Consider the following 25,838-nt stretch of genomic DNA (forward strand, 5'->3'; position numbering starts at 1 on the left):
TTCATCAGCCGATTTAGTCAATCGACATTCCCTGCAAAATCCTCTACATTGCAGAACAATCATCACAAAAAACATTTGCGTAAAAGTATCGCTCTATATCATGCTGAATAAAAAACCTCGCCTTCCCTCTCCTGTGTACATTCCGGAATCTTCAAGCTATCTACAAGGTTTTAAAGACTATTTAATTGCACAAACGGTGAGTCCACACACCCGTAATGCCTATTTATCCGATTTATTACAATGCAGCGAATGTATTGCTAAACCTTTACCCGAATGGACGCATGATGATATTTCAGACGTTCTGATTGAATTAACCAAGCAACAAAAAAGTCCTCGCTCAATTGCACGTTGTTTATCCGCACTCAGATCGTTTTATAAATTTTTACGTGAACAAAAGCTTAGAAGTGATAATCCCGTTGCTGGGCATAAAACACCGAAGTTGGGTCGTGCTTTACCTAAAGATTTATCTGAAGCCGATGTAGAAGCCTTAATTAATGCACCAGATATTAATACCGCATTGGGACTGCGTGATCGTGCTATGTTTGAAGTGCTGTACGCTTGCGGCTTACGCGTTTCTGAACTGATCAACTTACGTTTAGATTTGATTAATCTTAAACAAGGTTATCTACGTATTATTGGTAAAGGCAACAAAGAACGCTTAGTTCCCATGGGACAAGTGGCTTGCGAATGGATTGAAAAATATCTCAATGAAGCACGCTCACACCTGTATAAATCTGCCACAGATTATTTATTCTTGACCCAACATGGCGGCATCATGAGCCGACAAAACTTTTGGTATGCAATTAAGCGCTATGCATTACAAGCAGGCATTCAAGCCGAACTATCACCGCATACCTTACGTCATGCATTTGCTACGCATTTACTTAATCATGGCGCAGACTTACGTGTAGTACAGATGCTACTTGGGCATAGTGATTTATCGACCACTCAAATCTATACCCACGTGGCACAAGTACGAATGCAACAATTACATGCCACCCATCACCCACGTGCTTAACGATTTTCAGTTGACACACTCCCACCACTTTCGACTAGCTCAAGTGGAGGATTCTAAAAGCAAAAGCTCTTAGGCGACTCCCTCACGGATTTCGCTTGCTTTCTGCTTCACAAGGCGACCTTTACCGCATCCACCCTCCACAGACAAAACGGTGTGTCCCACCGCCAAAATATTGCGAGAAGCATTTATATCCGCATTCTCGCTAAAACCACACTCAATACAGTTAAAGTTTGCTTGAGTGAGCCTATTTTCTTTTGCAACATGACCACATGAACTACAAGTCTGACTTGTATATTTAGGGTCAACTTTAACAAGTAAGCCACCTCGCCATTGTTGCTTATACTCCAACATATCAACAAGCATTGACCACCCTTGATCTAGGATTGATTTGTTTAAGCCTGATTTGGCTTTAACATTCTTTCCTTTTTTCTCAATTGAGCCTTTTGCAGACTTCGACATATTAGCTACTTTTAAGTCCTCAACTACGATCATTGCGTGGTTTTTGCTGAGAGTTGTAGTGACTTTGTGCAAGTAGTCATGCCGAATATTGGCAATATGATGATGTAGTTTGTTAACTTTTAAATTAAGTTTTTTCCAATTTTCACTGAACTTGGTTTTCTTTTTCAACTTGCGTTGAAGTCTAGCTAATTTCACTTGATTGGCTTTAAAACTATTGATCGGGTTGAATACCTGACCATTAGAGGTTGTGACCAATTTCTTGATGCCAAGATCAACACCAATAGCTGATTTAGATGGGTGAATTGGTGTTTCAATTGTGTTTTCAACACCAAAAGAGATATACCACTTGCCAACATGCTTTGAGATTGTGACGTTCTTAATCTCGCCTAAAATATCTTGTGATTTTCTAAATTTTACAACGCCAATATCACTAGGCAATTTAACTTGGTTGCCTTTAACCCAACAATACCTATTAAATTGAACAATACGAATTGAATCATAACCATCTGATTTTTTCTTGAATCGTGGCATGAGTGGTCTAAGTTGAATTTCATTACCATCGGGTAATTTAAAAAATTTTGGCTTCTTAGCTTTGAATGGTTTTTGCTTTAGCTTGGCTTGTTCTTTTTTATCGAAGAATTTACCCCAAGCATCACCAAGATCACGAACTTTTTGTTGAAGTGAGACACCATTTGAACTGTTTTCTAAAAAAGCACACTCAGGCTTTTTGCGTAATTCAGGGATTTTATTAACTAAATTAACTTTGTTAATTCGCTCATTATTAGCAAGCATCTCGAATGATGCAGCCAATATCTGATTCCAAACAAAACGTGCAGAACCAAGCAACTTGTTTAAAACAAGCTCCTGTTCTGCATTAGGCTCAAGCCTAAATTTGTACGCTTTGTTGATTTTCATAAATGAGTGTGTATATGTTAATATGTATAAATACTACCACTAATTAAGCCATTCACCAATGACAGAAATATATAAAAACCGACATTCAGCCTTTAATTTGCATGTACATTTAGTGTTTATTACTAAGTACAGAAAGAAAATTCTAGGTGAGTTGCATCATAAGTATTTTATTGAGTGTGCATCTGAAATCTGCAAAGAGTTTGATGCGGAATTAAAGGAGTGTAATGGTGAAGCTGACCATGTTCATATGCTTATTCAGTACCCACCGACAGTTCAACTCAGTAAATTGGTAAATAACTTAAAATCAGTAACAAGCAGAAGAATGAGAAATGAGTTTTTGGATTTACGTGGTAGTTATGCAAAACCTGTTTTGTGGTCACGCTCATATTTTGCAGGGTCTTGTGGTGGCGCACCTTTGGATATTATTAAAAAATACATTGAAAACCAACAAGGTTAAAATCCTTGAAATTCACCTCCACCCTGACTGTCGGGTGGAGTCCTCTTTCACTTTAAGATAGACGAGTCACAGAAGTTTCACGTCTGTCTGGATTTTTTTGTTATGCTAATGCGCTATATTTATCGAAGAAAAAAGGGTCATTTATGACATTTGCTCGCTCAAAAGTTTTTGTTGCGTGTGCGCTTGTGGCTGGCTTAGGGCTCACTGCGTGTTCAAAATCTAACAATGAAGATAGTAAACAAACGACTTTGACGGCAAGTGCTCCTGCAACAGGTGAAGCATCTACGCTTACTGAGCGTAATGCGCAGCAGCGTTTAATGACCAATTTAGAAAAGAATTTCAAAACCGCAGGCATTAAAGCCAAAATTACTGATATTAAAGCGACTGAAGTACCGAATCTCTATTGGGTCAGTCTTGAAGGTATGTCATCTGTCTATGCAACCAGTGATGGCAAATACATACTGCAAGGTGATGTGATCCGCTTAGGCGGTAAATCGCTTTATAACGTCAGTGAAAATCTACAGGCAAATGTGACTAAAAAACAATTTGCAGCTTTAAAAGCGGAAGATTTACTGATCTACCCTGCTAAAGGTAAAGCCAAACATGTGATTTATGTATTTACTGACGTGAGCTGTCCGTATTGCCATAAATTCCATGAACAAATGGATGAAATGAATGCCAAAGGCATTGAGGTTCGTTATATTGCTTGGCCACGTGGCGAAGAACATATGCCTGCGATGGAAGCGATTTGGTGTAGTGAAAACCGCCGTGAAGCCTTTGATTTAGCGATTGCAGGTGGACAAATTCCAGCTGGAGCAAGCTGTAAAAATCCTGTACGTGAACAATATCAAATGGGCTTAAACATCGGTGTCAATGGTACGCCAGGTGTATATAACGCAGAAGGTTTATACCTTGGTGGCTATATGAGCACGGATGAATTATTGAATCGGCTTAAATAACTAATATTCATACGTTATTTTACTTAATTTTATACCTAAAGATATTATGAGATCGCGCTAGAGTCATTGCATTTTTTTAGCTATGATCTAGGCTCTCGTTAAGAATACTGTTTATATTTGGAGTGTGACGTGAAACCAGTTCGTCTGGCAATCCTCGGTCTTGGTACTGTGGGTGGTGGTGCCCTTAAACTATTACAAGAAAATGCTGCTGAGATTAGACGTCGCACCGGTCGTGAAATTCAAATTACCCATGTAGGTACTCGTCGTCCACGTCCTGACCTTAATTTACCTGATTCGGTAAAACAAAGTGCTGATTTACTTGAAATCGTTCGTCAAGATGACGTAGATGTTGTCGTTGAAGTGATGGGTGGTATTCACCCTGCGTATGAAGTCATTAAAGAAGCAATTTTGCATGGCAAACAAATCGTGACTGCCAACAAAGCATTATTGGCTGAACATGGTAATGAGCTGTTTAAACTTGCGGATGATCATCACGTACAAATCGCTTACGAGGCAGCAGTTGCTGGTGGTATTCCAATTATTAAAGTGATGCGTGAAGGTTTGGCTGCCAATAAGATTGATTGGCTTGCAGGTATCATTAATGGTACAGGTAACTTCATTCTGACTGAAATGCGTGATAAAGGTCGTGCATTTAACGATGTATTAGCAGAAGCACAAGCACTTGGTTATGCCGAAGCCGATCCTACCTTTGACGTTGAAGGCATTGATGCTGCGCATAAATTAACTTTGCTTGCTTCGATTGCATTTGGTATTCCACTTCAGTTCGATAAAGTCTTTACTGAAGGTATCAGCAAAATTACTGCGCAGGATGTGAAATATGCAGAAGACCTTGGCTTCCGTATTAAGCATTTAGGTATTGCACGCCGTGCGGAAACTGGAATTGAACTTCGTGTTCACCCAACCCTAATTCCTGAAGAACAATTGATTGCCAATGTTAACGGCGTGAAAAATGCGGTACTGGTACAAGCCAATGCCGTTGGCCCTACACTTTACTATGGTGCAGGCGCAGGTGCAGGTCCTACAGCTTCAGCAGTCGTTGCTGACGTGGTCGACATCGTTCGTGATATTTCATATACCGAAGATGGTTCAGGTACGATTCCGCAATTGGCATTTGAAAGCTTAAGCGACTTGCCAATTCTCTCTCGTGAAGAAATGACAACTGGCTACTACATCCGTATCAATGCTGAAGATCAAACGGGCGTCTTAGCAGAAGTTACATCTATTTTGAGTCGCAATGGCATTAGCATAGATGCCATCATGCAACAATCACGTCTTAAAGACCTTATTCCTATCGTGATCCTGACTGACCCAGTTAAGGAAGCGAAAATGGATGAAGCGTTAAAGCAAATTCAAGCTCTTCCTGTCATTCATGGCGAAATTGTACGAATTCGTTTAGAATCGCTTGATAATTAATCGGGTTGGGGGGAATATTTCCCCTCGCCAAGCTCTACACACAATTGGAACATCATCATGTCGAATGCCAATCGTTATACTGGTTTAGTTGACCGCTATCGCGACCGTTTACCAGTGTCTGCCACTACTAAAGCCATCTCTCTAGGTGAAGGTAATACGCCACTGATTAAGCTTGCAAATATTCCGCGCATTATTGGCAAAAATGTTGAAATTTATGTGAAGTATGAGGGCTTAAACCCGACTGGTTCATTTAAAGACCGCGGTATGACCATGGCTGTAACTAAAGCGGTTGAAGAAGGCTCTAAAGCGATTATCTGTGCATCTACAGGTAATACGTCTGCAGCGGCAGCAGCTTATGCAGCACGTGCGGGTATCAAAGCATTCGTGTTAATTCCTGAAGGCAAAATTGCCATGGGTAAAATGGCACAAGCGATGATGTACGGTGCAATCACCATGCAAATCCGTGGTAACTTTGACGATGGTATGCGCCTCGTGAAAGAAATCGCAGATAAAGCGCCTGTAACTATCGTGAACTCAATCAACCCTTACCGTTTGCAAGGTCAAAAGACTATTGCTTACGAAATCGTAGATGAGCTTGGCCGCGCACCAGACTACCACTGCCTACCTGTAGGTAACGCAGGTAACATTACTGCTCACTGGATGGGTTATACCGAAGCTGTTGCAAACCAACCTGCGGGTGAGTTTGAACAAGTGGTTTACGATGCTGAAACTGATCAGTTTACAGGTCCTAAACCAGAAGGCCTACCAACCATGGTTGGTTATCAAGCTGCAGGTGCTGCACCGTTCTTACGTGGTGCACCAGTTGAAAACCCAGAGACTGTAGCAACTGCAATCCGTATTGGTAACCCACAAAGCTGGAACCACGCGAAAGCTGTTGTTCGCGACTCTAAAGGTTGGTTCGATGAACTTCAAGATGCTGAAATCTTAGAAGCACAACGCCTACTTTCAATGTACGAAGGTGTATTCGTAGAGCCTGCTTCTGCAGCGTCAATCGGTGGTGCAATTCGTGACATTAAAGCGGGTAAAATTGCCGAGGGTTCTGTGATCGTTTGTACTGTAACAGGTAACGGTCTAAAAGATCCTGATACTGCAATCAAACAATGTTCTGATGCTGTGATGTTGTCTATTGATGCAACACTTGATCAAGTACGTGAATCTATTCTGTCTAATATGTAATTTAGACTGAATCAAAAAACCCTGCATATGCAGGGTTTTTTATTGTTTAAAGATCTAAAATTTAGATATTTTTTGGCAAGCTGCTGACCCAGTTCATCAAGCGAATCGCATCATTAGTACGTGCCTGAGATGTAGATGCACCTAACAACACCACCGCTACAGGACGATTATTTAAAGTAGTATGCATCACCACACAGCGCCCTGCTTCATTAATAAATCCAGTCTTAGAAATATTAATGTTATAGCCACCATTACGGACTAAGGCGTTGGTATTATTGGATGGTAATACACGATAACCTAAATTAAAGTCATATCGAGGTGTGGTCGAGAACTGACGAATCACGCCATATTGTGAAGCCACATTCACCAAAATCCCTAAGTCACGCGCAGATGATACGTTACCCGGATGTAAGCCTGTAGATTCCATATAATGCGTTGAATTCATACCTAAGGCTTTGGCTTTTTTATTCATCGCTGCGATAAACGCTGAACGGCCACCTGGATAAGTGCGTGCTAATGCGGATGCTGCTGGATTCTCAGATTTCATTAACGCAAACAGTAACACTTCTGCACGGTTCATCGTATCGCCAACACGAAGTGTCGAACTCGAAGTTTTACAGCCTGAACATGAAAAATCACTTTGTTGTAAGGTAATTTTTTCATTCATGTTTAAGCGTGCATCTGAGGTCACCACCGCAGTCATGAGCTTGGTAATTGATGCAATTGGAAGCGCAGCGTTTGAATTTTTACTATACAGCACTTCACCGGTTTGCGCGTCCATCACCAAAGCTGCACGTGCATTGACTGAGGGCTGATTGGCATGTGTCTGCGTATCTAAAATCTGTACTTTTTTTGCAGGGACTTGAGTCGTTGCAGGGGTACTGCGTAACGTCGTCGTTACTGTTGTAGACCCTTGAGGCGATGGCTCATCCAATGCATCGCCGCCATGACTCAAAAATTGGCTGGCATCTTCAGATGTCCAACTGATACTTCCTTGTGATTCTGATGGGGTTGAATTCACGATAATTTCAGCAAAGCTGCTCGAACTCATACCCATTAGAATAGAAAGCCCTAACACATGCATTAGTGGCGTCTTGTTTTTTTTCACAATTCCTTCTCTCAATTGACCGAGGTAAGATTCATTTGCCTAATACCTCTAATATGCCTTACATTTAGACACAATGCAGAACATTTTTTGATCTTGACACTGCAAATGTAGTTTTAACGATACAATGAGAATAGGATTGCTAATTTTGTCGTTTCATTGCAAGCTTATTTTTCGTTATGTAACAAAAAAATCAAAATTTTAAAGAGGGAGAGTGTACGTGATCACAGTTTTAGTTGTAGATGACCATGAATTAGTACGCACTGGGATTTGTCGAATGCTCGAAGACCATGCCGATGTTCAGGTTGTTGGACAAGCTGAATCTGGAGAAGAAGCCATTGCGCTCGTACGCCAACATCATCCTAATGTGGTGCTTCTCGATGTAAATATGCCAGGTATTGGCGGTGTAGAAACAACGCGTCGACTCTTACAAACAGCACCCGATACCAAAGTTTTGGCGGTCAGTGGTTTAGCTGAAGAACCCTACCCTTCACTGTTATTGAAAGCTGGTGCCAAAGGCTATATCACCAAAGGTGCACCTGTCACTGAGATGGTTCGTGCCATTAATAAAGTCGTGCAAGGTGGTAAATATTTCAGTGCGGATATTGCTGAACAACTTGCCAGTTCTTATTTATCCGATACTCAGCAATCCCCTTTCGATGCCTTGTCTGAACGTGAAATGCAAGTAGCCATGATGGTGGTGAATTGTATCAGTGCCCAAGAAATTGCAGACAAATTGTTTGTTAGTGTTAAAACCGTCAATACCTATCGTTATCGTATTTTTGAAAAGTTAAATATTGATAGCGATGTTAAGCTGACTCACCTTGCAATGCGTTATGGCTTAATTAAACCTTAAGCCTTTCAAAACATATCAATATGCCGCAGCGCTCGATTTATTCTGAGTTAAATCAATACCATTTAGGCTTATGGTACAACGCTTATCGGCTAATTATTAGCATTGGTTTACTGATTGTTTTTTTGCTGACCTATTCAGATGCAAATGGCGAATTTCAGTTTCCTCTGTTATATGGCTATGTACTGGCTACTTTTGTCGTGGTCAGTTCGATCCAACTACTGACCATCCGCTTAATCAAAAACTATGTTAGCCAGCAACTGACAATCATCTTTTTTACGGATTTATGTGCTTTAAGTTTAATGACCCTAGCTACGAATGGGCCAAACTTAAATCTCAGTCTACTGTTTGTCATCACGATATTTTCAGCATCTTTATTATTAGACTCGAAAAAGTCTCTAGTGATTACCCTGATCTCGGTAATTTCTGTAGTTTATCAGCACTTAATTAGCTCTATTTTTGAAGGGGCGAATTTCTCTACCATTGGTAATGGCACCCTGCTCGCCTTTTTATTTTTTGTAGTCTATGGCACAGGGCAAATCGCAGTTAAACGCTTCCAGATTTTGGAAAATTTAAACTTTTCGCAGTCAATCGAACTCAATCGACTGCAAAACGTAAACCGTTATATCTTAGAACAAATTGAAACGGGCTATTTAGTGTTAGATGAAAACTGTCATGTGGTGCTAAGTAACCCTGCTGCATGTCAATTACTCGGTATATCGCCAATGTATGCACAAAATAAATTTCCGTTGTATCAGTCGCAGCCAGATCTATTTGAGCTAATTAAATTTGAAGATTTGGCCAATGGTGAACGCTTCCAATTTGAATCACAACAAAGCCGCTATAACATTCATGTGCGGGTACAAAAACTGATTGTTCCACATCAAACACTAATGCTCTTGGTCCTTGAAGATGCACAAAAACTCAATCAACAAGTACAGCAACTGAAACTTGCATCTTTAGGACAATTGTCTGCCAGTATTGCCCATGAAATTCGTAACCCTTTGGCAGCCATTGTTCAAGCCAATGAATTATTGACAGATAGCGATCAAGAGCAACAACAAGCACTGAGCAGCATGATTGCTAAGCAAGCTCAGCGTATTGATCGAATCATTCAAGATACCTTGAATATGGTCAAAAATAAGGAAATGCACCCTGTACTGATCAAATTAAATGAATTTCTGCCAAATTTTATTGCGGAAGATTTATCGGATATTGCGAACCAAATCAAATTACATATGGATATACCACTTGCGATTCAATTTGATGAAGCACAGCTCAGACAGGTGTTGATTAATTTAATCCGAAATGCCATCCGGCATAACGATCCAGAAGTGCCTTATATCGAAGTAAAAATTCATCCAAATCAGCATAATGTTTGGATTGATGTACGTGACTTTGGTGCTGGGGTAGCTCCCCATGATCTCGCATCATTATTCAAGCCATTTTTTAGTACATCTATTAACGGTACAGGTTTGGGATTATATTTATCCCATAGTTTTTGTGAAGCAAATCAAGCACAACTGAATTATATACAACAAGAACAAGGCGCCTGCTTCCGTATCAGTAGTCGGCGCGTCGTCGTTTAAAATAAAGGGGAAATCACGTGGAGCAACAGCCACTGGTCTTATTGGTCGATGATGAAGAAGATCTTTGTACTTTAATGCAAATGTCTTTAATGCGGATGGGAATTAAAACCCATATCGCACATCGTTTAGCAGATGCCAAACAACGTCTAACGGATTATCAATACGATGCCTGTCTGACTGACTTAAATCTACCTGATGGAAATGGTCTACAACTTTTAGACTGGATCAATCAGCATTGTCCGAGCCTACCTGTGGCTGTATTAACGGCTTATGGCAATATGGACATTGCGATCGCTGCACTTAAAGCAGGTGCTTTCGATTTTGTCAGTAAACCGATCAACCAGAAGCATCTAGAACAACTTCTACAAAAAGCCCTGAATAAACCCGTTGATTATGCACAGCAAAGTCAGGAAGACGCGCTCGAACACCGAATGCTTATCGGTCAATCTCAACCGATTCAACAATTACGGATCACATTAAAAAAATTAGCCCGTTCACAAGCGCCTGTGTTTATTACAGGCGAATCGGGTACAGGTAAAGAAGTGGTTGCCAACCTCGTCCACCGCCTAAGCAACCGTAATGAAGGACCTTTCATCGCAATTAACTGCGGTGCGATTCCATCTGAATTAATGGAAAGTGAACTCTTTGGGCACAAAAAAGGTAGCTTTACCGGTGCTACTCAAGATAAACAGGGTCTAATTCAATCAGCACATGGTGGGAGCTTGTTCTTAGATGAAATTGCTGAGCTCCCACTTTCTATGCAGGTCAAATTATTGCGCGCTGTACAGGAGAAACGTATTCGGCCACTCGGTTCAGATACTGAAATTGATGTCGATTTTCGTGTCATCAGTGCCAGTCATCAAGATTTGGATGCCCTAGTTCAACAAGGAAAATTTCGTCAGGATCTGTATTTCCGCATTCATGTTATGGATTTGGAACTGCCACCCCTGCGTGAACGTGGCAATGATATTTTGCTTCTTGCTGAACATTTTATTCAGAAAATTGCCAAAGAATGGGAAATCCCAACCAAACGTTTAACTGAGCGCAGTAAAGAGCTCCTTTTAGGGCAATATTATCCGGGAAATGTGCGTGAGTTACGTAATATTATTGAACGTGCAATGACTTTATCTGATGAAGAATTCATTGATATTCAGCATTTGCAAACTGCCCCATTAAGACAAAATATTGTCGCTCCTGATGATTCGAATACGGCGCAAGTCGCAACGAATACAGATAGCTTTAGCATTCCCAAAAAACTGCCTGAAGAAGGGCTAGAGCTCTTCATGGAAAAAATTGAAAAAGAAATTCTGCTCAATGCGTTGAATATCACGCATTGGAATCGTACCTTAGCTGCAAAAAAACTTGGTATGACTTTCCGATCTTTACGCTATCGCCTAAAGAAATTTGGCTTAGATACCGATGAAGAAGAATAAAGATTTATTTATGTAGCAGTAATAAATCTGTGATGTGCTCGAGATAGCTTTCTTCTCGGGCATCTAGTCCCAATGGATAGGTCAAATGAGGTTGTACCCCAATACCCTCAATCGGGCGACCTGATGGACTGAAGTACTGGGCAACTGTCATTTGAATTGCGGAGCCATTACTGAGTGGAAAAAGTTTCTGGATAACGCCTTTTCCATAACTTTTTTCACCGACAATCCATGCCCGATTATGTTCTTTCATTGCAGCTGTAAAGACTTCTGCTGCGGATGCAGAACGCTGATTAATCACAATACCAATCTTCAGCTGATTAAACTCATTGCCTGGCAGTGCCTGAAAGGCTTGCTCTCCTTCCGAACGACTTTTCGTCGTCACAATAATGCCCTGGTTTAAAAATAAATCAGCTGTTTCAACCGCAGAAGAAAGTAGTCCACCAGGATTATTTCTTAAATCAAATAACACGGCTTTTAGGCGTTGATCCTGCGCATTATCTAAAATGCGTTTAATTTCATTGGCAGTATCTTGTTGGAAAACTTTCAGCTTAATTAACAGTACTTGATTGTTATATAACTGCGTCTGTATCTCGGTTTCTATCTTGGTATTTCGAACAAGATTCAACACTGGACTTTGTGGTGTGAGCTGCAAACTTAAGGTCGATCCGATTGAACCACTTAACAAATGACGTACTTGCTCATGATTCAGTGTTGTTAACACTTGATCATCAATTTTATAAACGGACTGACCATTATTTAAGCCCAATTTGGCTGAATCAGAGTCATTTTTTAGACCTTGAATGACCCATTGCTTACGCTGTGGTTGATACGTCAGATCAAAATCAATACTGGCTAAATCGCCTTCGGTATATTGGCGTAGTTGTTTAAAATCTTCAGGTGAGAGATAACGAGAATAACGATCGAGTCCAGAAACCAAACCTTGAATGGCTTGCTGGAATAACGCGATATCATTTTTTTCTTGAATATAATTGTCTTTCACAAGACCATAAATTTGTACAAACTCTTGAATGGAGGAAACGGGAATTTCACTATAAGTTTGAGTATCCGTTTCCATATCATCAAGTGCTAGTTGCGAACTCCCAGCACTCCATGCCACATGGCTCGAACATATCAGTAAGCAAGAAACAATCAGTGACTTACAAAAAGATCGAACCATGCTTTATCCTTATTATTTAAGCGTTTGCTAATGTCACCAAGTTACGACCTTTCATTTCCGCAGGCACTGGAATATTCATTAGGCTCAAGAGTGTAGGTGCAACATCTGCCAGCACACCACCTTCTGCAATTGTTGCTGAAGTTGGACCCACATAAATGAACGGAACCAATTCAGTCGTATGCTGAGTATGCACCTGACCGCTTTGATAATCCTGCATTTGTTCTACATTACCATGGTCAGCAGTGATTAGCATATGGCCTTTTTGTGCCATTACTGCATCATAAACTCGGCCTAAGCAAGTGTCGACCGCTTCAACTGCTTTGACTGCCGCCTCAAATACACCCGTATGACCAACCATGTCACCGTTAGCGTAGTTCACCACCAAAAGATCAAATTCACCTGAGTTAATCGCAGCAACCAATTCATCAGTCACTTCATATGCGCTCATTTCAGGTTTCAAGTCATATGTTGCAACGCTTGGTGAAGGAATCAAAATACGTTTTTCACCTGGGTATTCGTCTTCACGACCACCACTGAAGAAAAATGTTACGTGGGCATATTTTTCAGTTTCCGCAATACGCAGCTGAGTTTTACCCAAGTTAGACAGGTATTCACCAATTGAGTTCACCAATGCTTCTGGCATATAAGCCACAGGTGCATCAATGGTTGCTTGGTAACGGGTCAACATGACAAATTTTGCAAGATTTGGAACCACTTTACGTTCAAAACCAGCAAAGTCTTTTTCAACAAATGCTTTCGTGATTTCACGTGCACGGTCAGCACGGAAGTTCATAAATACCACGCTATCGTTATCTTGAATCTTAGCGACATCACCAATACGTGTTGCTTTAACGAATTCATCAGACTCATCTGCAGCATAGGCTTGCTCAAGACCATCAACAGCAGTAGCAGCGGTACGTGCAGCCTCACCCTCGGTCAATAAACGATAAGCTTGTTCAACACGATCCCAACGGTTATCACGGTCCATGGCAAAGTAACGACCAATCATAGTCGCAATACGACCTTGACCTGGATATTGCGCGAACAATGCATCTAACTTTTCAAGAGAAGGTTGTGCACTACGCGGTGGTGTATCACGACCGTCTAAAAATGCATGTAGATAAACTTGAGCACCACGTTTAAGCGCAAGTTCAGCCATCGCCACAATATGATCTTGGTGCGAATGTACGCCCCCTTCAGACAAAAGACCCATGATATGTACAGCACCCTGAGATGCTTTGGCTTTTTCTACTGCATCTACAAGGACTTCATGCTCAAAGAATGCACCAGTACGAATGTCTTTGGTGATACGTGTAAAATCTTGATACAGCACACGACCTGCACCTAGGTTCATGTGACCTACTTCAGAGTTACCCATCTGACCGTCAGGCAGACCCACATCTTCACCAGAACCTGAGATCAAACCATGCGGATGCTTCTCTTGCATCGCAGTTAAGTTTGGTCGTTTAGCTGCTAAAAACGCATTGTCTTCGACCGCTTCGCGATGACCCACACCATCCATAATTACCAATACGTGAGGGATTTTGCCAGCAGTTGCATCCGTCATAATGAATACTCTTTCGTTTAAGATTTAATCGCTCTATTTTAGCGAATTTTGTCATCAGAGACTATGACCGAATCATGGTTTAAGTCTCTCATTACGATTGATTTGTTCTATTTAAGCTAAGTTTATCGCGCGCGATGTAACAGCCATCCACCAATTAAAAAGATCAGTAAAATTGGAATAAAGACGAACCACGCTGGCGATGGCGCATAAACCAAACTTGCGTAGCCCATAAAGTCTTGTAAGTAGAAAAAGCCTAAACCTACGAACAAAGCGATCACCAAACGGAAGCCCATTGACTGTTGACGTAATGGTCCAAAAATAAATGAACACGCCACAACTACCAAAGCAATCAACGCAAATGGTGAGCCAACTTTTTGCCAAAATGCCAATTCATAAGTTTTAGGCACTTGGCTATATTCATGCATATAGCTCATGAAGCTGACCAGCTGACTAGGTGATAGATCTTCAGGATCAATCGTCACCATATGGACATATTTGGGTTGTAGTGCCAGTGCCAATGGCTGTGTATCATGGGTGCTTAAATTGGCTGTTCCATCTTGAAGAATATTGACTTCTTCAGTTTGATTGAGCTTCCAAGAGCCATCTTGGACGAACTGACCATCCTGTGCACGTAAGGTACTACGTAAACGATAATCTTGGTCAAAGTCGACCATTTGTACATTTTTAAGTTCACCTTTCGCATTGGCATAATCAATGAAAATAAAACGCTGCCCTTCACGCGTCCAGTAACCACGAACTTCACCGACTTTAACGGGTTTATTAAAGCTTTTAATCGCTTTGGCTTGCTCATTGGTATATGGAATCACCCATTCACTCAGCGCAAATGACAAAATCACCAGAATCAATGCCGAGCGGATCACCCAACCTACAATACGCCATAAGCTCACGCCCACAGAACGCATCACGATCAGTTCACTGTTCGATGCCAAAGTGCCAAGACCCAATACCGCACCAATCAGTGCCGCGATCGGTAAAATCTCATACAAATAAGTCGGTGCACCCCAAAGCACATATTTCAAGGCTTCCCATGCACCATAACCTTCTTTTAACGAGCCAAGCTCACCCAAATAAGTGAACAGTACTTGTAAACCTGAAAGTACGGCAGTTGCGCCCAACATTGCCAGCGCAGTAGTTTGGGTCACATGTTTTGCAACTATACGACGTGCCAACATTGTTAAGACCTCACTCGCTGAATCTGTTTCTTAATTTTGGGTGCTAATTTTTGCTTACGGGAGAATAAAGCACCTGCAATGGCATACGCCATCAAGACCAATGGATAGGCAAAGATTCCCATTTCACCCTTACTGACTCGTGTTTTTACCGCCATCAACGCCACAATTAAGCTGGCGAAAATTAATAATGCAGGGAACAGTTTCAAATAACGCCCTTGACGAGGACTCACTTCAGACAAAGCCACCGCCAAGATCAACGCAATAATCATGGCAAAAGGAACAAATAGACGCCAACCCAACTCACTACTCACGACAGGATCTTGACGGTTTTCCCAAAGCTGTGAAATTGGCAATGCTTCTACATCACTGCTTTCAAATTTAGCTTCTTTATCATTTTCTAAACGTAAGCGATAAGACTGGAACTCGGCTTGAGTATATTTTGGTGTACCTGGGAAGATTTCATAACGGCGACCTTGGACTAGGTCAACAACGTTCGCGCTATTGTCATCTTTAATTTCAACGCGTGTCGCTTCCTGAGCCAAAATCATGACATCAGGCTTGCCCTCTTTGGTTGCGCGCTGATAGAAGAAAATATCTTTTAAATTTTTACGATCTTCAGACAAGCTGCCGGCATAAATCGTATAGGGACCAGAGGAAATAAACTCTTTTGGTCTGACTAAGTCAAAGCCTGTACGTACCGCCTGCTCATTGGTTAATGCATCGAACTGACGTAAGCCCCATGATGACACCCAAATCATCAAGACGCCTTGCACCACGACAAAGACCAAAGTCATTGGAATCAGCAAACGCGCCAGCTTATGACGGCTCACCCCACTACCATTTAACACGGCCATTTCATGGTCGACATATAAACGACCAAACACCAGCATCAAACCAATAAAGAAACCTAAAGGAAGAATTAAAGTTAAAAATTCAGGAAGTCGGTAGCCAATGATGCTAAATAAAATTCCCGCATCTAAACGACCTTGTGCCGCCATACCAAAATACTTGATCAATCGACCACCCATCATGATCAAGGTCAATAAGGCAATCACAACCAAGGATGTCGACACCACTTGCTTGACTAGGTAACGCCGAATAATCAAATTTAATCTTCCAATAAATAAGGGGGTAATAAACTTGGCTTAGTTTACCCGAATGTGAATGTTAAAAATATAAAAGCGATATGTGTGTTGCACATTGAAACTCTATTCAGAAAAATGTTTCAATGGTTTGCAAATTTGATAAGGCTTGTATAAACGCTCATGAAACTCACAATTAATAATGCATTCCAAGCGGATGCTTCCAGCGAATATTTGTTGATTCTTGTAGATGCTGAACAAGTACAAAATGCAGCTTCAACATATCAAATCAATAACTTAGACACGATAATTAATGCCACGCAATTTAAAGCGGGTTTTAATGAAAGCCTTGCATTAGTTGCAAGCGTTCCTACATGCAACAATGTAGCTTTGATTGGTCTAGGTAAAGCGACTGAAGTTAAAGCAAATAAAATTGCAAAAATTGCACAAACAGCCATAAAAGCTGCACAAAAGAAATTTAAAAAAATTGATATCGATATTTCAGCTTTACCTGCTGAATTGCATTATTTATTTGCCTTAAGCTTGACTCAAGCTGCTTATGCATTTGATGAATTCAAATCGAAGAAAAATGAGTTTGTTCTTGAACAGATCAATTTGATTGCACAAAGTACTTCTCTAAGTACTGAACAGCTCACCTTGATTGAAGCGATTCAAAAAGGTCAAAGCCACACACGTGATTTAGGCAACCGTCCAGGTAATATTTGCTTCCCTGAATATCTTGCGGATCAAGCATTGGCTTTAGCTGCTGAATATCCTGATCTTTTGAAAGTAAATGTACTTGATGAACAGCAAATGGCTGATTTGGGTATGGGCGCATTCTTAGCAGTGAGCAAAGGTTCTGATCGTCCAGGACGTATTATTACCATCGAATACAATGCACAACGCTCAGAAGCACCGGTAGTCTTGGTGGGTAAAGGTGTAACTTTCGACACTGGCGGTATTTCATTAAAACCAGGCGCTGGTATGGATGAAATGAAATACGATATGTGCGGTGCAGCTTCTGTGATTGGTACATTACGTGCACTTTGCGAAGCGAAGCTTGATATTCATGTGGTGGGTGCAATTGCAGCGGCTGAAAATATGCCGTCAGGTCATGCGACACGTCCAGGCGATATCGTGACAACCATGAGTGGTCAAACGGTTGAAATCTTAAATACCGATGCTGAAGGTCGTTTAGTGCTTTGTGACACATTGACATACATCAAACGTTTCAACCCTGCCCTTGTAATTGATATTGCAACGTTAACAGGTGCTTGTGTTGTGGCACTGGGTACCGTATTAACCGGTATGTTTACGCCTGATGATGAGCTTGCAGCAGAGTTAGATGCAGCCGGTCAAACTGCGTTTGACCGTGTATGGCGTATGCCTGTGATTGATGACTATCAAGAACAGCTTGATTCACCATTTGCGGATATTGCCAATATTGGTGGTCCAAAAGCAGGTTCTGTCACAGCGGCATGCTTCTTACAACGTTTTACACGTGAATACCGCTGGGCACATTTAGATGTTGCTGGTACTGCATGGACATCTGGCACCAACAAAAATGCCACAGGTCGTCCTGTACCATTATTGGTACAATTCCTTGCCAATCGCGCGAGCAAAAATGGCTAAGGTCAGCTTTTATTTATTTGAAAAAAGCCCTGAACGACAAGTCGAAAGTGCTTGTCGTTTAAGTCGTAAAATTCTGCGTCAGCACGCACGTATTTGGATATTGTGTGATGATGCAGATGTACGACAAGAACTGGATGAGCGCCTTTGGACCTTTGATCCGACCAGCTTTTTAGCACACGGTATCGATCAACCTGAGGCGAGCATTTGTATTTCTGCCGATCAACCCGAACAAAATGACTGGATTATTTTCAATTTTAATTCAGAAGCGCTTGAACCCGAGCCAAAATTTAGTCACATTATCGAGATTATTGAAAATAATGAATCGGCTAAAAAAATTGGTCGACAAAAGTTCAAGCAATACCGCAGTTACGGTATAGAACCACAAACACATAAACTGTAAAAACGCTTCTAAGGAGATGCAAGTGGCATTAAATGTTGGTCCAGATTTTAAACAGCGCTGGTTAAATGTGCCTGAAGCTGTACGTCAGACCTTTATTGATGACCTGACTCGCATCAGCGAAGTGCTCAAACCTGAGACAAATTTACAGGAATGGATTAAACAAGATCAGTATTCACAACAACGTTCTGAGCAGCGTATCGAAGAGGCTTATGTCAAGCGTAAAGCTGAATTGATTGAAGAAGCCCGTGTACGAAAACAAATGGCTTTGGAAAAGGCTTTAGCCGATAAACGTGCTGCTGAACAGGCATATGCTGATAAATTACGTAAAGATGAAGAACGTAAATATGCAGAACAAACCCAAACGCTAGCACTCATTAGCCAAAAGTTAGCACTTGAAGTCGATCAGTATGCTTCGCGTTATGAAAAAAATGCCGCGCATCAATTGGCTCATGGCAAATTTACCATTGATGATCAAGATATTGACACTGAATTAGAAAATTTGCGTGTTCGTTTAGAATTAGAATCTGAACTTCTCATTGAAGAAACGTTAAAAGCGTTTCGTGACAAGTTAAAAGCAGCTGCAAAAGAAGAAATTGATTATATTTTGTCGATGACTCAAAACCAAAATCAGGATCAATCATCACAAGATTAAGAGAGATTTAAGTCAAATACCGCATCAAAATGGTATGTGTACTTAGATCGGTCTAGAACAAATCAGCCAACATAAATGCTGCATTACCCACCATATAGCCAATAATTAATAGACTCGGTATCCACAATAACCCGCCTAGAATATTGTAAAAGCTAAACGTGGCAAAATTCATATGGGCTGAACCTGCAGCAAACGGTCCAAATGAACGAACAAACGGGACAAAACGGGCAATTAAAATCGTTTTACCGCCATGTTTGCAAAAATATTGATTGGTTTTCACCATATATTCGGGTTTGAAAAAACGTGAATGTTCATTGAAGAACTTCAAACCTAAAAAACGACCCGTATAGTAATTGACGGTGTAACCTAAAACCGAAGCAGTAAACAGCAATAAGCCCATAGAATGTAAGGTAATAAGGTCGCTGCTGGCACACAGTGCACCGATTGCAATCAGTAGACTATCGCCTGGTAGAAAAAAGAAGAAGACCGATCCTGTTTCAGCAAAAATGACTAAAAATAAGATCGCGTAGATCCAAGTCCCATACTGATTGAGTAGAATGGGCAACCACTCTTCAAGATGAAGTAAAAAATCGAGCATTCAAGCTTGTCCACTGCATAAAACTTGCAGACTGAGGTACGGATTATCCCGAAAAACAAAAAAACAGTCTAATTTTTCAACTAAACTGTTTTCGAATAGGTCAGAATTTACTTCAAAAATCCGTTTTCGGCAAGGAATTCCATACTCAGCTTCGACTGCTGCGGCTGTTCGGCAGCACGGTCACCGAGTAATAAACGCTCAATATATCGAGCTAAAACATCAACTTCCAAGTTAACTTTTTGCCCTACTTGCCACGTTCCGATATTGGTTCTTTCTGCGGTATGCGGAATTAAATTTAGACTTAAAATGTTGCCACGCAGATGGTTAATGGTCAGACTAATTCCATCCACAGTGATAGAACCTTTTTCTGCCAAATATTTTGCAATCTCAACAGGTGCAGTCACTTCAAAATAAAGTGAACGGGCATCCTCACGGACCAAAGTAATTTCACCGACGGCATCGACATGACCTGAAACAATATGCCCACCAAAACGGGTGGTTGGCAGCATGGCTTTTTCAACATTAACAAGTTGACCGACTTTCCATTGACCGAGTGTGGTACGGTTTAAGCTCTCACGAGAAACATCCGCTGCATACCAGTTTTCGCCCCAAGCAATCACCGTTAAACAGATGCCATTGGTGGCAATTGAGTCACCTAAATGTACATCAGACATATCGAGGTCTGTTCCAATGCTGAGGCGAATATCACCACCGACATTTTGTAGACTTTTAACTTTGCCCAGACTTTCGATAATCCCTGTAAACATGGTGCTCTCTCTTTTTAATTTCTTTTACCAAAGTGCCAATTGTGTACTTACACCTGTCGTATCTACACCGCCCAATTCCGCATAGTGATGCAACTGCCCTAAGAGCTGACGAATTGACGGTCCAGATTTGGCATGAGTATCCGTAATCACAATGAACTCAAGTACACGTGCACGCTCAGACTGGCGTTGCTTACTGACGCGATAGCGCGGTACATCCTGAGTCAATAAAGTTACACGACCACGTTTTAAATTGGCTTGCAGCAAGTCTGTAGCACTAATATTGCCATCTGTTGAATAGCTGGTCAGAATAAAACGTGCATTAATCGTTTCAAGTAGCTTCTCATAAGCTTCTTTGGCATGTTTAGATGAGTTGTAGTGACTCGGACGTTCTTTACGCCATGCGCGGTCAATACCGCTCTTAAAGCCTTTCGTATCTGGAGTTGGCAAATCCACCTGATCCCATAGGGTTAAGGCATTCAAGACATGATAATTACTGCTGTATGCATGTTGGTTATACGGTGGATCAAGATAAGCGACATCCACTTCAAAGCCACTCATTTGATTGGCCAAATGCTGTGCATCTACACACCACATTTCCGCAGCAGGACCTTGATGCTTGGCATCTTCACAGAAACGACTTGGTGTTAACCAAAGTAAAGATTCTATACGCTCTAAAGCTGTTTGGGTTTTACCACCCCAACCATGGTGGAAACTTTTAAATACGCCTGAGGTATTACTAACAAAGCTGGCTGAATACAACAGGGGTGCAAGTAGTGCCGACATCTCGACATCATCAATTGCACCTTGAGCTTGCCATGTTGCAATTTGCTGACGGATCGCATCAATACGCATACCGTTACGACGTTTGAAGAATAAACGGTCACGACTTGGATCGTAAATTTCATCATTACGCGGACACAGATTATGTGTCACCCAGCCTTTGACTTCTGGTAAGCGGTTTAAATAATCAATGGCCTTTTGATAGCCACCCAATTCTTTAAATGCAGGTGCTTCTGTACATGCTAGAACGGCATGGTTTAATGCATGACTATACGGTTCCCAGTCATTGGCAATCACGCGATAACCATTTTGACGTGCCAAACGCGATACCACACCAGAGCCCGCAAAGAAATCAGCAAAAATGGGTGCTCTACCATCTTCACGTTTTAAGGTTCCCGTGCTCTCAAGTGCTTCCAGAATCAAATGCAATAGACGGCGTTTGTTCCCCAAATAAGGAACCAACTGATGGAAAAGATATTCATCGGTGGTACGTGCCGCATGGCGACGTTTATGGTAAACCGTTGACTCTGGATTCATAGTGTCTCTTGAGAAGGAATTAACCTAAAGCGGACGTCATCACCCAATTGAGTAACATCGTGCAGCTTAAATCGGAGTTGTTCAGCCATGAGGCTAAAATTTGCATTAAACATACTACGTGCCGTATTTCCCAACAATGTTGGCGCCACATAGCTCATCAGTTCATCAACCAATTTTTCTTGTAAAAATGCAGTAGATAGGGTTGCCCCTGCTTCAATCATGACATCGTAAATTTGATGCTGTTGAACTAGTTGTTGCAGTAATTCTTTTAACGGCTGCACAGGAAATTGTATCACACCTAAATCTGCAAGCTCTTGACGAAATGGCCCCATCACTATGACGCTTGCGGCATCTTCTAGAATTTTAGCGCTCAGCGGTAACCGGCCTTGACGATCTAAAATTAGGCGCTTTGGCTGTACAATATTTTCCAGATCATCAACACCATTAAGATGCCGAACATTAAGCTGACAATCATCTGCCAAGACAGTATCAATACCCGTAATCACCACACCCGAAATCGCACGCCAATGTTGTACATCCTGACGAGCAGCCGAACCAGTAATCCATTTCGATTCACCCGATGCCATCGCAGTTCGACCATCTAGACTCGATGCAATTTTTAATCTGACATAAGGCATGCCTGTTGCCATGGCTTTTAAGAAGCCAAGATTCAATTGATGTGCTTCATCTTGGCAAATACCAACTTCGACTTCGATTCCCGCATCACGAAGGATTTGCACACCTTTTCCTGCAACCAGTGGATTTGGATCGGGACAAGCCACAATCACCTTAGCAACACCTGCCTCAACCAAGCCTTTGGCACACGGTGGGGTTCGACCATAATGCGCACAAGGTTCTAAAGTGACATAAGCTGTTGCCCCACGTGCTAATTCACCTGCCTGACGCATGGCAAATACTTCAGCATGCGGTTGCCCTGCTTTCGGATGAAAACCTTCTCCTACCATTTGTCCATCTTTAACAATGACACAACCGACATTGGGATTAGGTTTAGTGGAGTACTGTCCTTGCTGCGCTAATTCGATCGCACGGCGCATCCAGATTTGATCTTGCATACAATCAGGCATGTTTATTCTTGGGTATCCCGTTGTTGCATTTGTTCAATTTGATGACGAAACGCCTCGACATCTTGGAAATCTTGGTACACGGAAGCAAAGCGGACATAAGCCACGTGATCCAATGCAAATAATGATTGCATGACAATTTCACCAATAGTGCGTGATTTGACATCACGTTCACCGAGACGACGAATTTGTAATTGGATATCACTGAGTACTGTTTCGATTTGTTCCTGCGTTACAGGACGTTTTTGTAATGCATGCATCAAAGAACGGCGTAATTTTGCTTCATCAAATGGTTCATTTTTACCATCTGATTTAATCACACGTGGCATGACAACTTCATAGCTTTCAAAAGTCGTGAAACGCTCGTTACAACTAATACATTCACGACGACGACGAATTTGACAGCCTTCAGCAGCCAATCGTGAGTCAATCACTTTACTGTCTGCGGTATTGCAAAATGGGCAGTGCATAGCGGTTTAATTGAACAAATCTAGACGGTTTCTGAGTGTAGCAAAAATTCTAAACTTTGTAGAGTTTTACGCAAGATATAGAAAAAAAACAGCCCCGAAGGGCTGTTTTACACAATATATTGATTATTGCGATTTATTTTATTCTACGCGTTCGCCGTGTTGACTTAAGTCTAGACCCATACGTTCGTCATCAGCTTCTACGCGGATACCAATGACAAGGTCAATCACTTTTAAGATAATGAATGTCAAGATTGCAGAGTAAGCGATGGTCGCAAGTACACCTTCAATTTGAATCCAAAGTTGAGTCAATACATTTGTTGGCGCGCTGTCACCCATAATGAATGAACTTGCGAATACTGCAGTTAAGATTGCACCAACAATACCACCAACACCGTGCAGACCAAATGCATCTAGAGAGTCGTCCGCTTTAAGTGCGCGTTTAAGTCCTGTAATACCCCAGAAGCAAACTACACCACCGATCAGACCCATTGCTAAGGCACCGCCGACAGTCACGAAACCAGCTGCTGGTGTAATCACCACAAGACCTGCAACCGCACCTGATGCTGCACCCAGTACAGAACCTTTACCACGTGCCAGTTTTTCAGTAATTAACCAAGAGATTGCTGCCGCTGCTGCTGCAACTTGAGTCACTACAAGTGCATAACCTGCTGAACCATTTGCGCCTAATGCAGAACCACCGTTGAAACCGAACCAACCTACCCAGATTAAGCTCGCACCCACTACAGTTAATGCAAGGTTATGAGGCGCCATTGATTCACGCCCAAGCCCCATACGTTTACCAAGCATGTACGCTGCAACTAGACCAGCGACACCCGAGTTAATATGAACAACTGTACCACCAGCAAAGTCAAGCGCACCATCGCTACCTAACCAGCCGCCACCCCATACCCAGTGAGTAATTGGTGCATAAACCACAATCACCCAGATCGTAATGAAGGCAACAAAAGCACCAAACTTCATACGTTCTGCGATAGAACCACTGATAATGGCAACCGTAATGATGGCAAATGTCATTTGGAAGATGACAAATAGAATCTCAGGAATTGTGCCCGAAAGTGCATCTGTGGTAATGCCTGCAAGCATGAACTTGTCTAGGCTACCAATGAAGGCATTACCCTCACCAAATGCCAAAGTATAACCAATCACAACCCAAACGATACTTACTACTGCCGCAGCAACAAAGCTATGCGCCATAGTGCTCAGTACGTTTTTCTTACGTACCATACCGCCGTAGAATAATGCGAGGCCAGGAATAGTCATTAAAAGAACAAGTGCTGTCGATACTAAAATCCAAGCTGTATCACCAGTATCTAGAGTAGGTTCTTCTTCTGCCGCAGGAGCTTCTTCAGCTGGCACTGCTTCATCGACAATTGCCTCATCGGCAACATCTGCTGTTGTTAATTCTTCTGTTGCTTCTGATACTGCAACTTCTTCAGTAGGAGCAGGTGCTGTTACCGCTTCTTCAGCCCATGTAACAGAACCGCCCAATAATGCGCTGGACATAGCCAACGCGACTAGCATTTTTTTCATTCGTATCCCCCAACCAAGTTTTTGTGAGTTATTCGCTACTCAGCAAACTTCGTGCCAAATTAAACGGCATCTGCACCTGTTTCACCTGTACGAATACGGATGACCTGTTCTAAATTGGTTACGAAAATTTTTCCGTCACCGATTTTGCCTGTGCTAGCAACACGAGTGATTGATTCAATAACAGAATCCACCATGTCATCGCTGATCGCGATTTCGATTTTCACTTTTGGTAGAAAATCAACAACGTATTCAGCACCACGATAAAGTTCAGTGTGGCCTTTTTGACGACCAAAGCCTTTGACTTCAGTCACAGTGATGCCTTGAACACCGATTTCAGACAATGCTTCACGCACGTCGTCTAATTTAAAAGGTTTTACAATTGCAGTTACGAGCTTCATGTTTGTTTTCCTTCGGCTTATTTCACCAGTAAGGTTTTATGTTCAAATTTCATGCCAAGATCTCTAAGGTCGGGGGAAATTAGAAAGCTCGACATGTCGTTTCTTTATACCTTATTTTAACCCTTTAAATTGTTCGAATTTAAAAAAAATGTTGATTTTTATGTGGAGATTTTCAATATAAGCGATCGGTTAAACCCATATTTTGTCTGAAACACTATGGGCTGCACTTGAGCAATGCTACACTGTGCTTTCAATTTTTTTAGCTTTGGGAATCCCCATGATCGAAACCCTATTAGAAGCGATTTTGCAGCAGGTTGAACAACCGAAAAAAGACTTAGAAAAAAATCTACGTGCGTTGCTTAAAGAAGCAGTTACAAAAATGGATCTAGTTTCTAAGGATGAAATTGAACGACAAAAACAAGCATTGAATAATGCCAATTTACGTCTCAATGAATTACTAAAACAGGTTTCTGAACTCGAACAGCGCATTGCGAACAAAAAATAAGCACACTTAAAGTGCATAAAAGACAAGA

General features: G+C 41.6%; 25 protein-coding genes. 12 read left to right on the plus strand and 13 right to left on the minus strand.

Annotated elements, in window-relative coordinates; translation table 11 throughout:
- Positions 1 to 100 precede the first annotated feature (100 nt).
- Positions 101 to 1,018, plus strand: coding sequence for a site-specific tyrosine recombinase XerD (gene xerD, locus A3K93_RS11570; RefSeq protein WP_067731349.1), 918 nt, complete (start codon positions 101 to 103; stop codon positions 1,016 to 1,018).
- A 69-nt stretch (positions 1,019 to 1,087) separates the two neighbouring features.
- Here the strand turns inward: xerD and A3K93_RS11575 are convergent, their stop codons facing one another.
- Positions 1,088 to 2,392: an RNA-guided endonuclease InsQ/TnpB family protein gene (locus A3K93_RS11575; RefSeq protein ID WP_067727884.1), complete on the minus strand. Its 1,305-nt coding sequence runs from the start codon at positions 2,390 to 2,392 to the stop codon at positions 1,088 to 1,090.
- A gap of 58 nt (positions 2,393 to 2,450) precedes the next feature.
- On the opposite strand from A3K93_RS11575, the gene tnpA reads away from it, so the two are divergent.
- The 4 genes from tnpA to thrC all read left to right on the plus strand — a co-directional run bounded on the left by tnpA (position 2,451) and on the right by thrC (position 6,439).
- Positions 2,451 to 2,849, plus strand: coding sequence for an IS200/IS605 family transposase (gene tnpA / locus A3K93_RS11580; protein ID WP_067727883.1), 399 nt, complete (start codon positions 2,451 to 2,453; stop codon positions 2,847 to 2,849).
- Positions 2,850 to 2,992: 143 nt separating this feature from the next.
- Positions 2,993 to 3,808, plus strand: coding sequence for a DsbC family protein (locus A3K93_RS11585; RefSeq protein WP_067731350.1), 816 nt, complete (start codon positions 2,993 to 2,995; stop codon positions 3,806 to 3,808).
- Positions 3,809 to 3,937: 129 nt separating this feature from the next.
- Entirely contained in the window at positions 3,938 to 5,242 is a 1,305-nt protein-coding gene (locus A3K93_RS11590; RefSeq protein WP_067731351.1) for a homoserine dehydrogenase, read from the plus strand.
- 57 nt (positions 5,243 to 5,299) lie between these two features.
- Positions 5,300 to 6,439, plus strand: a complete 1,140-nt coding sequence (gene thrC / locus A3K93_RS11595) for a threonine synthase (protein ID WP_067731352.1) — start codon at positions 5,300 to 5,302, stop codon at positions 6,437 to 6,439.
- 61 nt (positions 6,440 to 6,500) lie between these two features.
- Here thrC and A3K93_RS11600 read toward each other — a convergent pair whose 3' ends face one another.
- Positions 6,501 to 7,547 carry a D-alanyl-D-alanine endopeptidase gene (locus A3K93_RS11600; protein WP_269465703.1) on the minus strand — a complete coding sequence of 349 codons (1,047 nt, stop codon included), beginning with the start codon at positions 7,545 to 7,547 and terminating at the stop codon, positions 6,501 to 6,503.
- Between the two features lie 217 nt (positions 7,548 to 7,764).
- On the opposite strand from A3K93_RS11600, the gene gacA reads away from it, so the two are divergent.
- From gacA to A3K93_RS11615, 3 genes are all read left to right on the plus strand, one after another.
- The gene (gene gacA, locus A3K93_RS11605) at positions 7,765 to 8,400 is read left to right on the plus strand and encodes a response regulator transcription factor GacA (RefSeq protein ID WP_067731354.1); all 636 of its coding nucleotides are present in this window, start codon (positions 7,765 to 7,767) and stop codon (positions 8,398 to 8,400) included.
- Positions 8,401 to 8,420: 20 nt separating this feature from the next.
- Positions 8,421 to 9,986, plus strand: coding sequence for a sensor histidine kinase (locus A3K93_RS11610; RefSeq protein ID WP_067731355.1), 1,566 nt, complete (start codon positions 8,421 to 8,423; stop codon positions 9,984 to 9,986).
- Positions 9,987 to 10,060: 74 nt separating this feature from the next.
- The gene (locus tag A3K93_RS11615; RefSeq protein ID WP_236761088.1) at positions 10,061 to 11,419 is read left to right on the plus strand and encodes a sigma-54-dependent transcriptional regulator; all 1,359 of its coding nucleotides are present in this window, start codon (positions 10,061 to 10,063) and stop codon (positions 11,417 to 11,419) included.
- 4 nt (positions 11,420 to 11,423) lie between these two features.
- Here A3K93_RS11615 and A3K93_RS11620 read toward each other — a convergent pair whose 3' ends face one another.
- From A3K93_RS11620 to lptF, 4 genes are all read right to left on the minus strand, one after another.
- Positions 11,424 to 12,596: a S41 family peptidase gene (locus tag A3K93_RS11620; RefSeq protein WP_067731357.1), complete on the minus strand. Its 1,173-nt coding sequence runs from the start codon at positions 12,594 to 12,596 to the stop codon at positions 11,424 to 11,426.
- Between the two features lie 16 nt (positions 12,597 to 12,612).
- Complete coding sequence (gene gpmI, locus A3K93_RS11625) at positions 12,613 to 14,163, minus strand: 2,3-bisphosphoglycerate-independent phosphoglycerate mutase (protein ID WP_067731358.1); 1,551 nt, start codon at positions 14,161 to 14,163, stop codon at positions 12,613 to 12,615.
- 122 nt (positions 14,164 to 14,285) lie between these two features.
- Positions 14,286 to 15,356 carry an LPS export ABC transporter permease LptG gene (gene lptG / locus A3K93_RS11630; protein WP_067731359.1) on the minus strand — a complete coding sequence of 357 codons (1,071 nt, stop codon included), beginning with the start codon at positions 15,354 to 15,356 and terminating at the stop codon, positions 14,286 to 14,288.
- Between the two features lie 2 nt (positions 15,357 to 15,358).
- A complete protein-coding gene (gene lptF / locus A3K93_RS11635) occupies positions 15,359 to 16,462 on the minus strand; it encodes an LPS export ABC transporter permease LptF (RefSeq protein ID WP_067731360.1) in 1,104 nt (367 codons plus the stop codon).
- Positions 16,463 to 16,621: 159 nt separating this feature from the next.
- Here lptF and A3K93_RS11640 point away from each other — a divergent pair, with 159 nt between their 5' ends.
- From A3K93_RS11640 to blhA, 3 genes are read left to right on the plus strand one after another with little or no spacing between them, the layout of a single operon-like run.
- Positions 16,622 to 18,070: a leucyl aminopeptidase gene (locus A3K93_RS11640; protein WP_067731361.1), complete on the plus strand. Its 1,449-nt coding sequence runs from the start codon at positions 16,622 to 16,624 to the stop codon at positions 18,068 to 18,070.
- The gene (locus A3K93_RS11645) at positions 18,063 to 18,470 is read left to right on the plus strand and encodes a DNA polymerase III subunit chi (protein ID WP_067731362.1); all 408 of its coding nucleotides are present in this window, start codon (positions 18,063 to 18,065) and stop codon (positions 18,468 to 18,470) included. The genes A3K93_RS11640 and A3K93_RS11645 overlap by 8 nt, the downstream gene beginning before the upstream one ends.
- A 22-nt stretch (positions 18,471 to 18,492) precedes the next feature.
- Positions 18,493 to 19,122: a cell division protein BlhA gene (gene blhA / locus A3K93_RS11650; RefSeq protein ID WP_067731741.1), complete on the plus strand. Its 630-nt coding sequence runs from the start codon at positions 18,493 to 18,495 to the stop codon at positions 19,120 to 19,122.
- Positions 19,123 to 19,174: 52 nt separating this feature from the next.
- On the opposite strand, the gene A3K93_RS11655 is transcribed toward blhA, so the two are convergent.
- From A3K93_RS11655 to glnK, 7 genes are all read right to left on the minus strand, one after another.
- The gene (locus tag A3K93_RS11655; RefSeq protein WP_067731363.1) at positions 19,175 to 19,720 is read right to left on the minus strand and encodes a VTT domain-containing protein; all 546 of its coding nucleotides are present in this window, start codon (positions 19,718 to 19,720) and stop codon (positions 19,175 to 19,177) included.
- 107 nt (positions 19,721 to 19,827) lie between these two features.
- On the minus strand, positions 19,828 to 20,487 hold the full coding sequence (locus A3K93_RS11660; protein WP_067731364.1) for a riboflavin synthase: 660 nt from the start codon (positions 20,485 to 20,487) through the stop codon (positions 19,828 to 19,830).
- A 24-nt stretch (positions 20,488 to 20,511) separates the two neighbouring features.
- Positions 20,512 to 21,804 (minus strand): DNA adenine methylase, encoded by a 1,293-nt coding sequence (locus tag A3K93_RS11665; RefSeq protein WP_067731365.1) that lies wholly within the window; start codon positions 21,802 to 21,804, stop codon positions 20,512 to 20,514.
- Positions 21,801 to 22,889: a bifunctional diaminohydroxyphosphoribosylaminopyrimidine deaminase/5-amino-6-(5-phosphoribosylamino)uracil reductase RibD gene (gene ribD, locus A3K93_RS11670; RefSeq protein WP_067731366.1), complete on the minus strand. Its 1,089-nt coding sequence runs from the start codon at positions 22,887 to 22,889 to the stop codon at positions 21,801 to 21,803. The genes A3K93_RS11665 and ribD overlap by 4 nt, the downstream gene beginning before the upstream one ends.
- Before the next feature lie 2 nt (positions 22,890 to 22,891).
- Positions 22,892 to 23,356 (minus strand): transcriptional regulator NrdR, encoded by a 465-nt coding sequence (gene nrdR / locus A3K93_RS11675; RefSeq protein ID WP_067731367.1) that lies wholly within the window; start codon positions 23,354 to 23,356, stop codon positions 22,892 to 22,894.
- Positions 23,357 to 23,494: 138 nt separating this feature from the next.
- The gene (gene amt, locus A3K93_RS11680; RefSeq protein ID WP_067731368.1) at positions 23,495 to 24,907 is read right to left on the minus strand and encodes an ammonium transporter; all 1,413 of its coding nucleotides are present in this window, start codon (positions 24,905 to 24,907) and stop codon (positions 23,495 to 23,497) included.
- Between the two features lie 59 nt (positions 24,908 to 24,966).
- Positions 24,967 to 25,305: a P-II family nitrogen regulator gene (glnK, locus tag A3K93_RS11685; protein WP_005094485.1), complete on the minus strand. Its 339-nt coding sequence runs from the start codon at positions 25,303 to 25,305 to the stop codon at positions 24,967 to 24,969.
- Positions 25,306 to 25,582: 277 nt separating this feature from the next.
- On the opposite strand from glnK, the gene A3K93_RS11690 reads away from it, so the two are divergent.
- Positions 25,583 to 25,810, plus strand: coding sequence for an accessory factor UbiK family protein (locus A3K93_RS11690; RefSeq protein ID WP_067731742.1), 228 nt, complete (start codon positions 25,583 to 25,585; stop codon positions 25,808 to 25,810).
- Positions 25,811 to 25,838 lie beyond the last annotated feature (28 nt).

The organism is Acinetobacter sp. NCu2D-2 (genome assembly GCF_001647675.1).
Taxonomy (GTDB): Bacteria; Pseudomonadota; Gammaproteobacteria; order Pseudomonadales; family Moraxellaceae; genus Acinetobacter.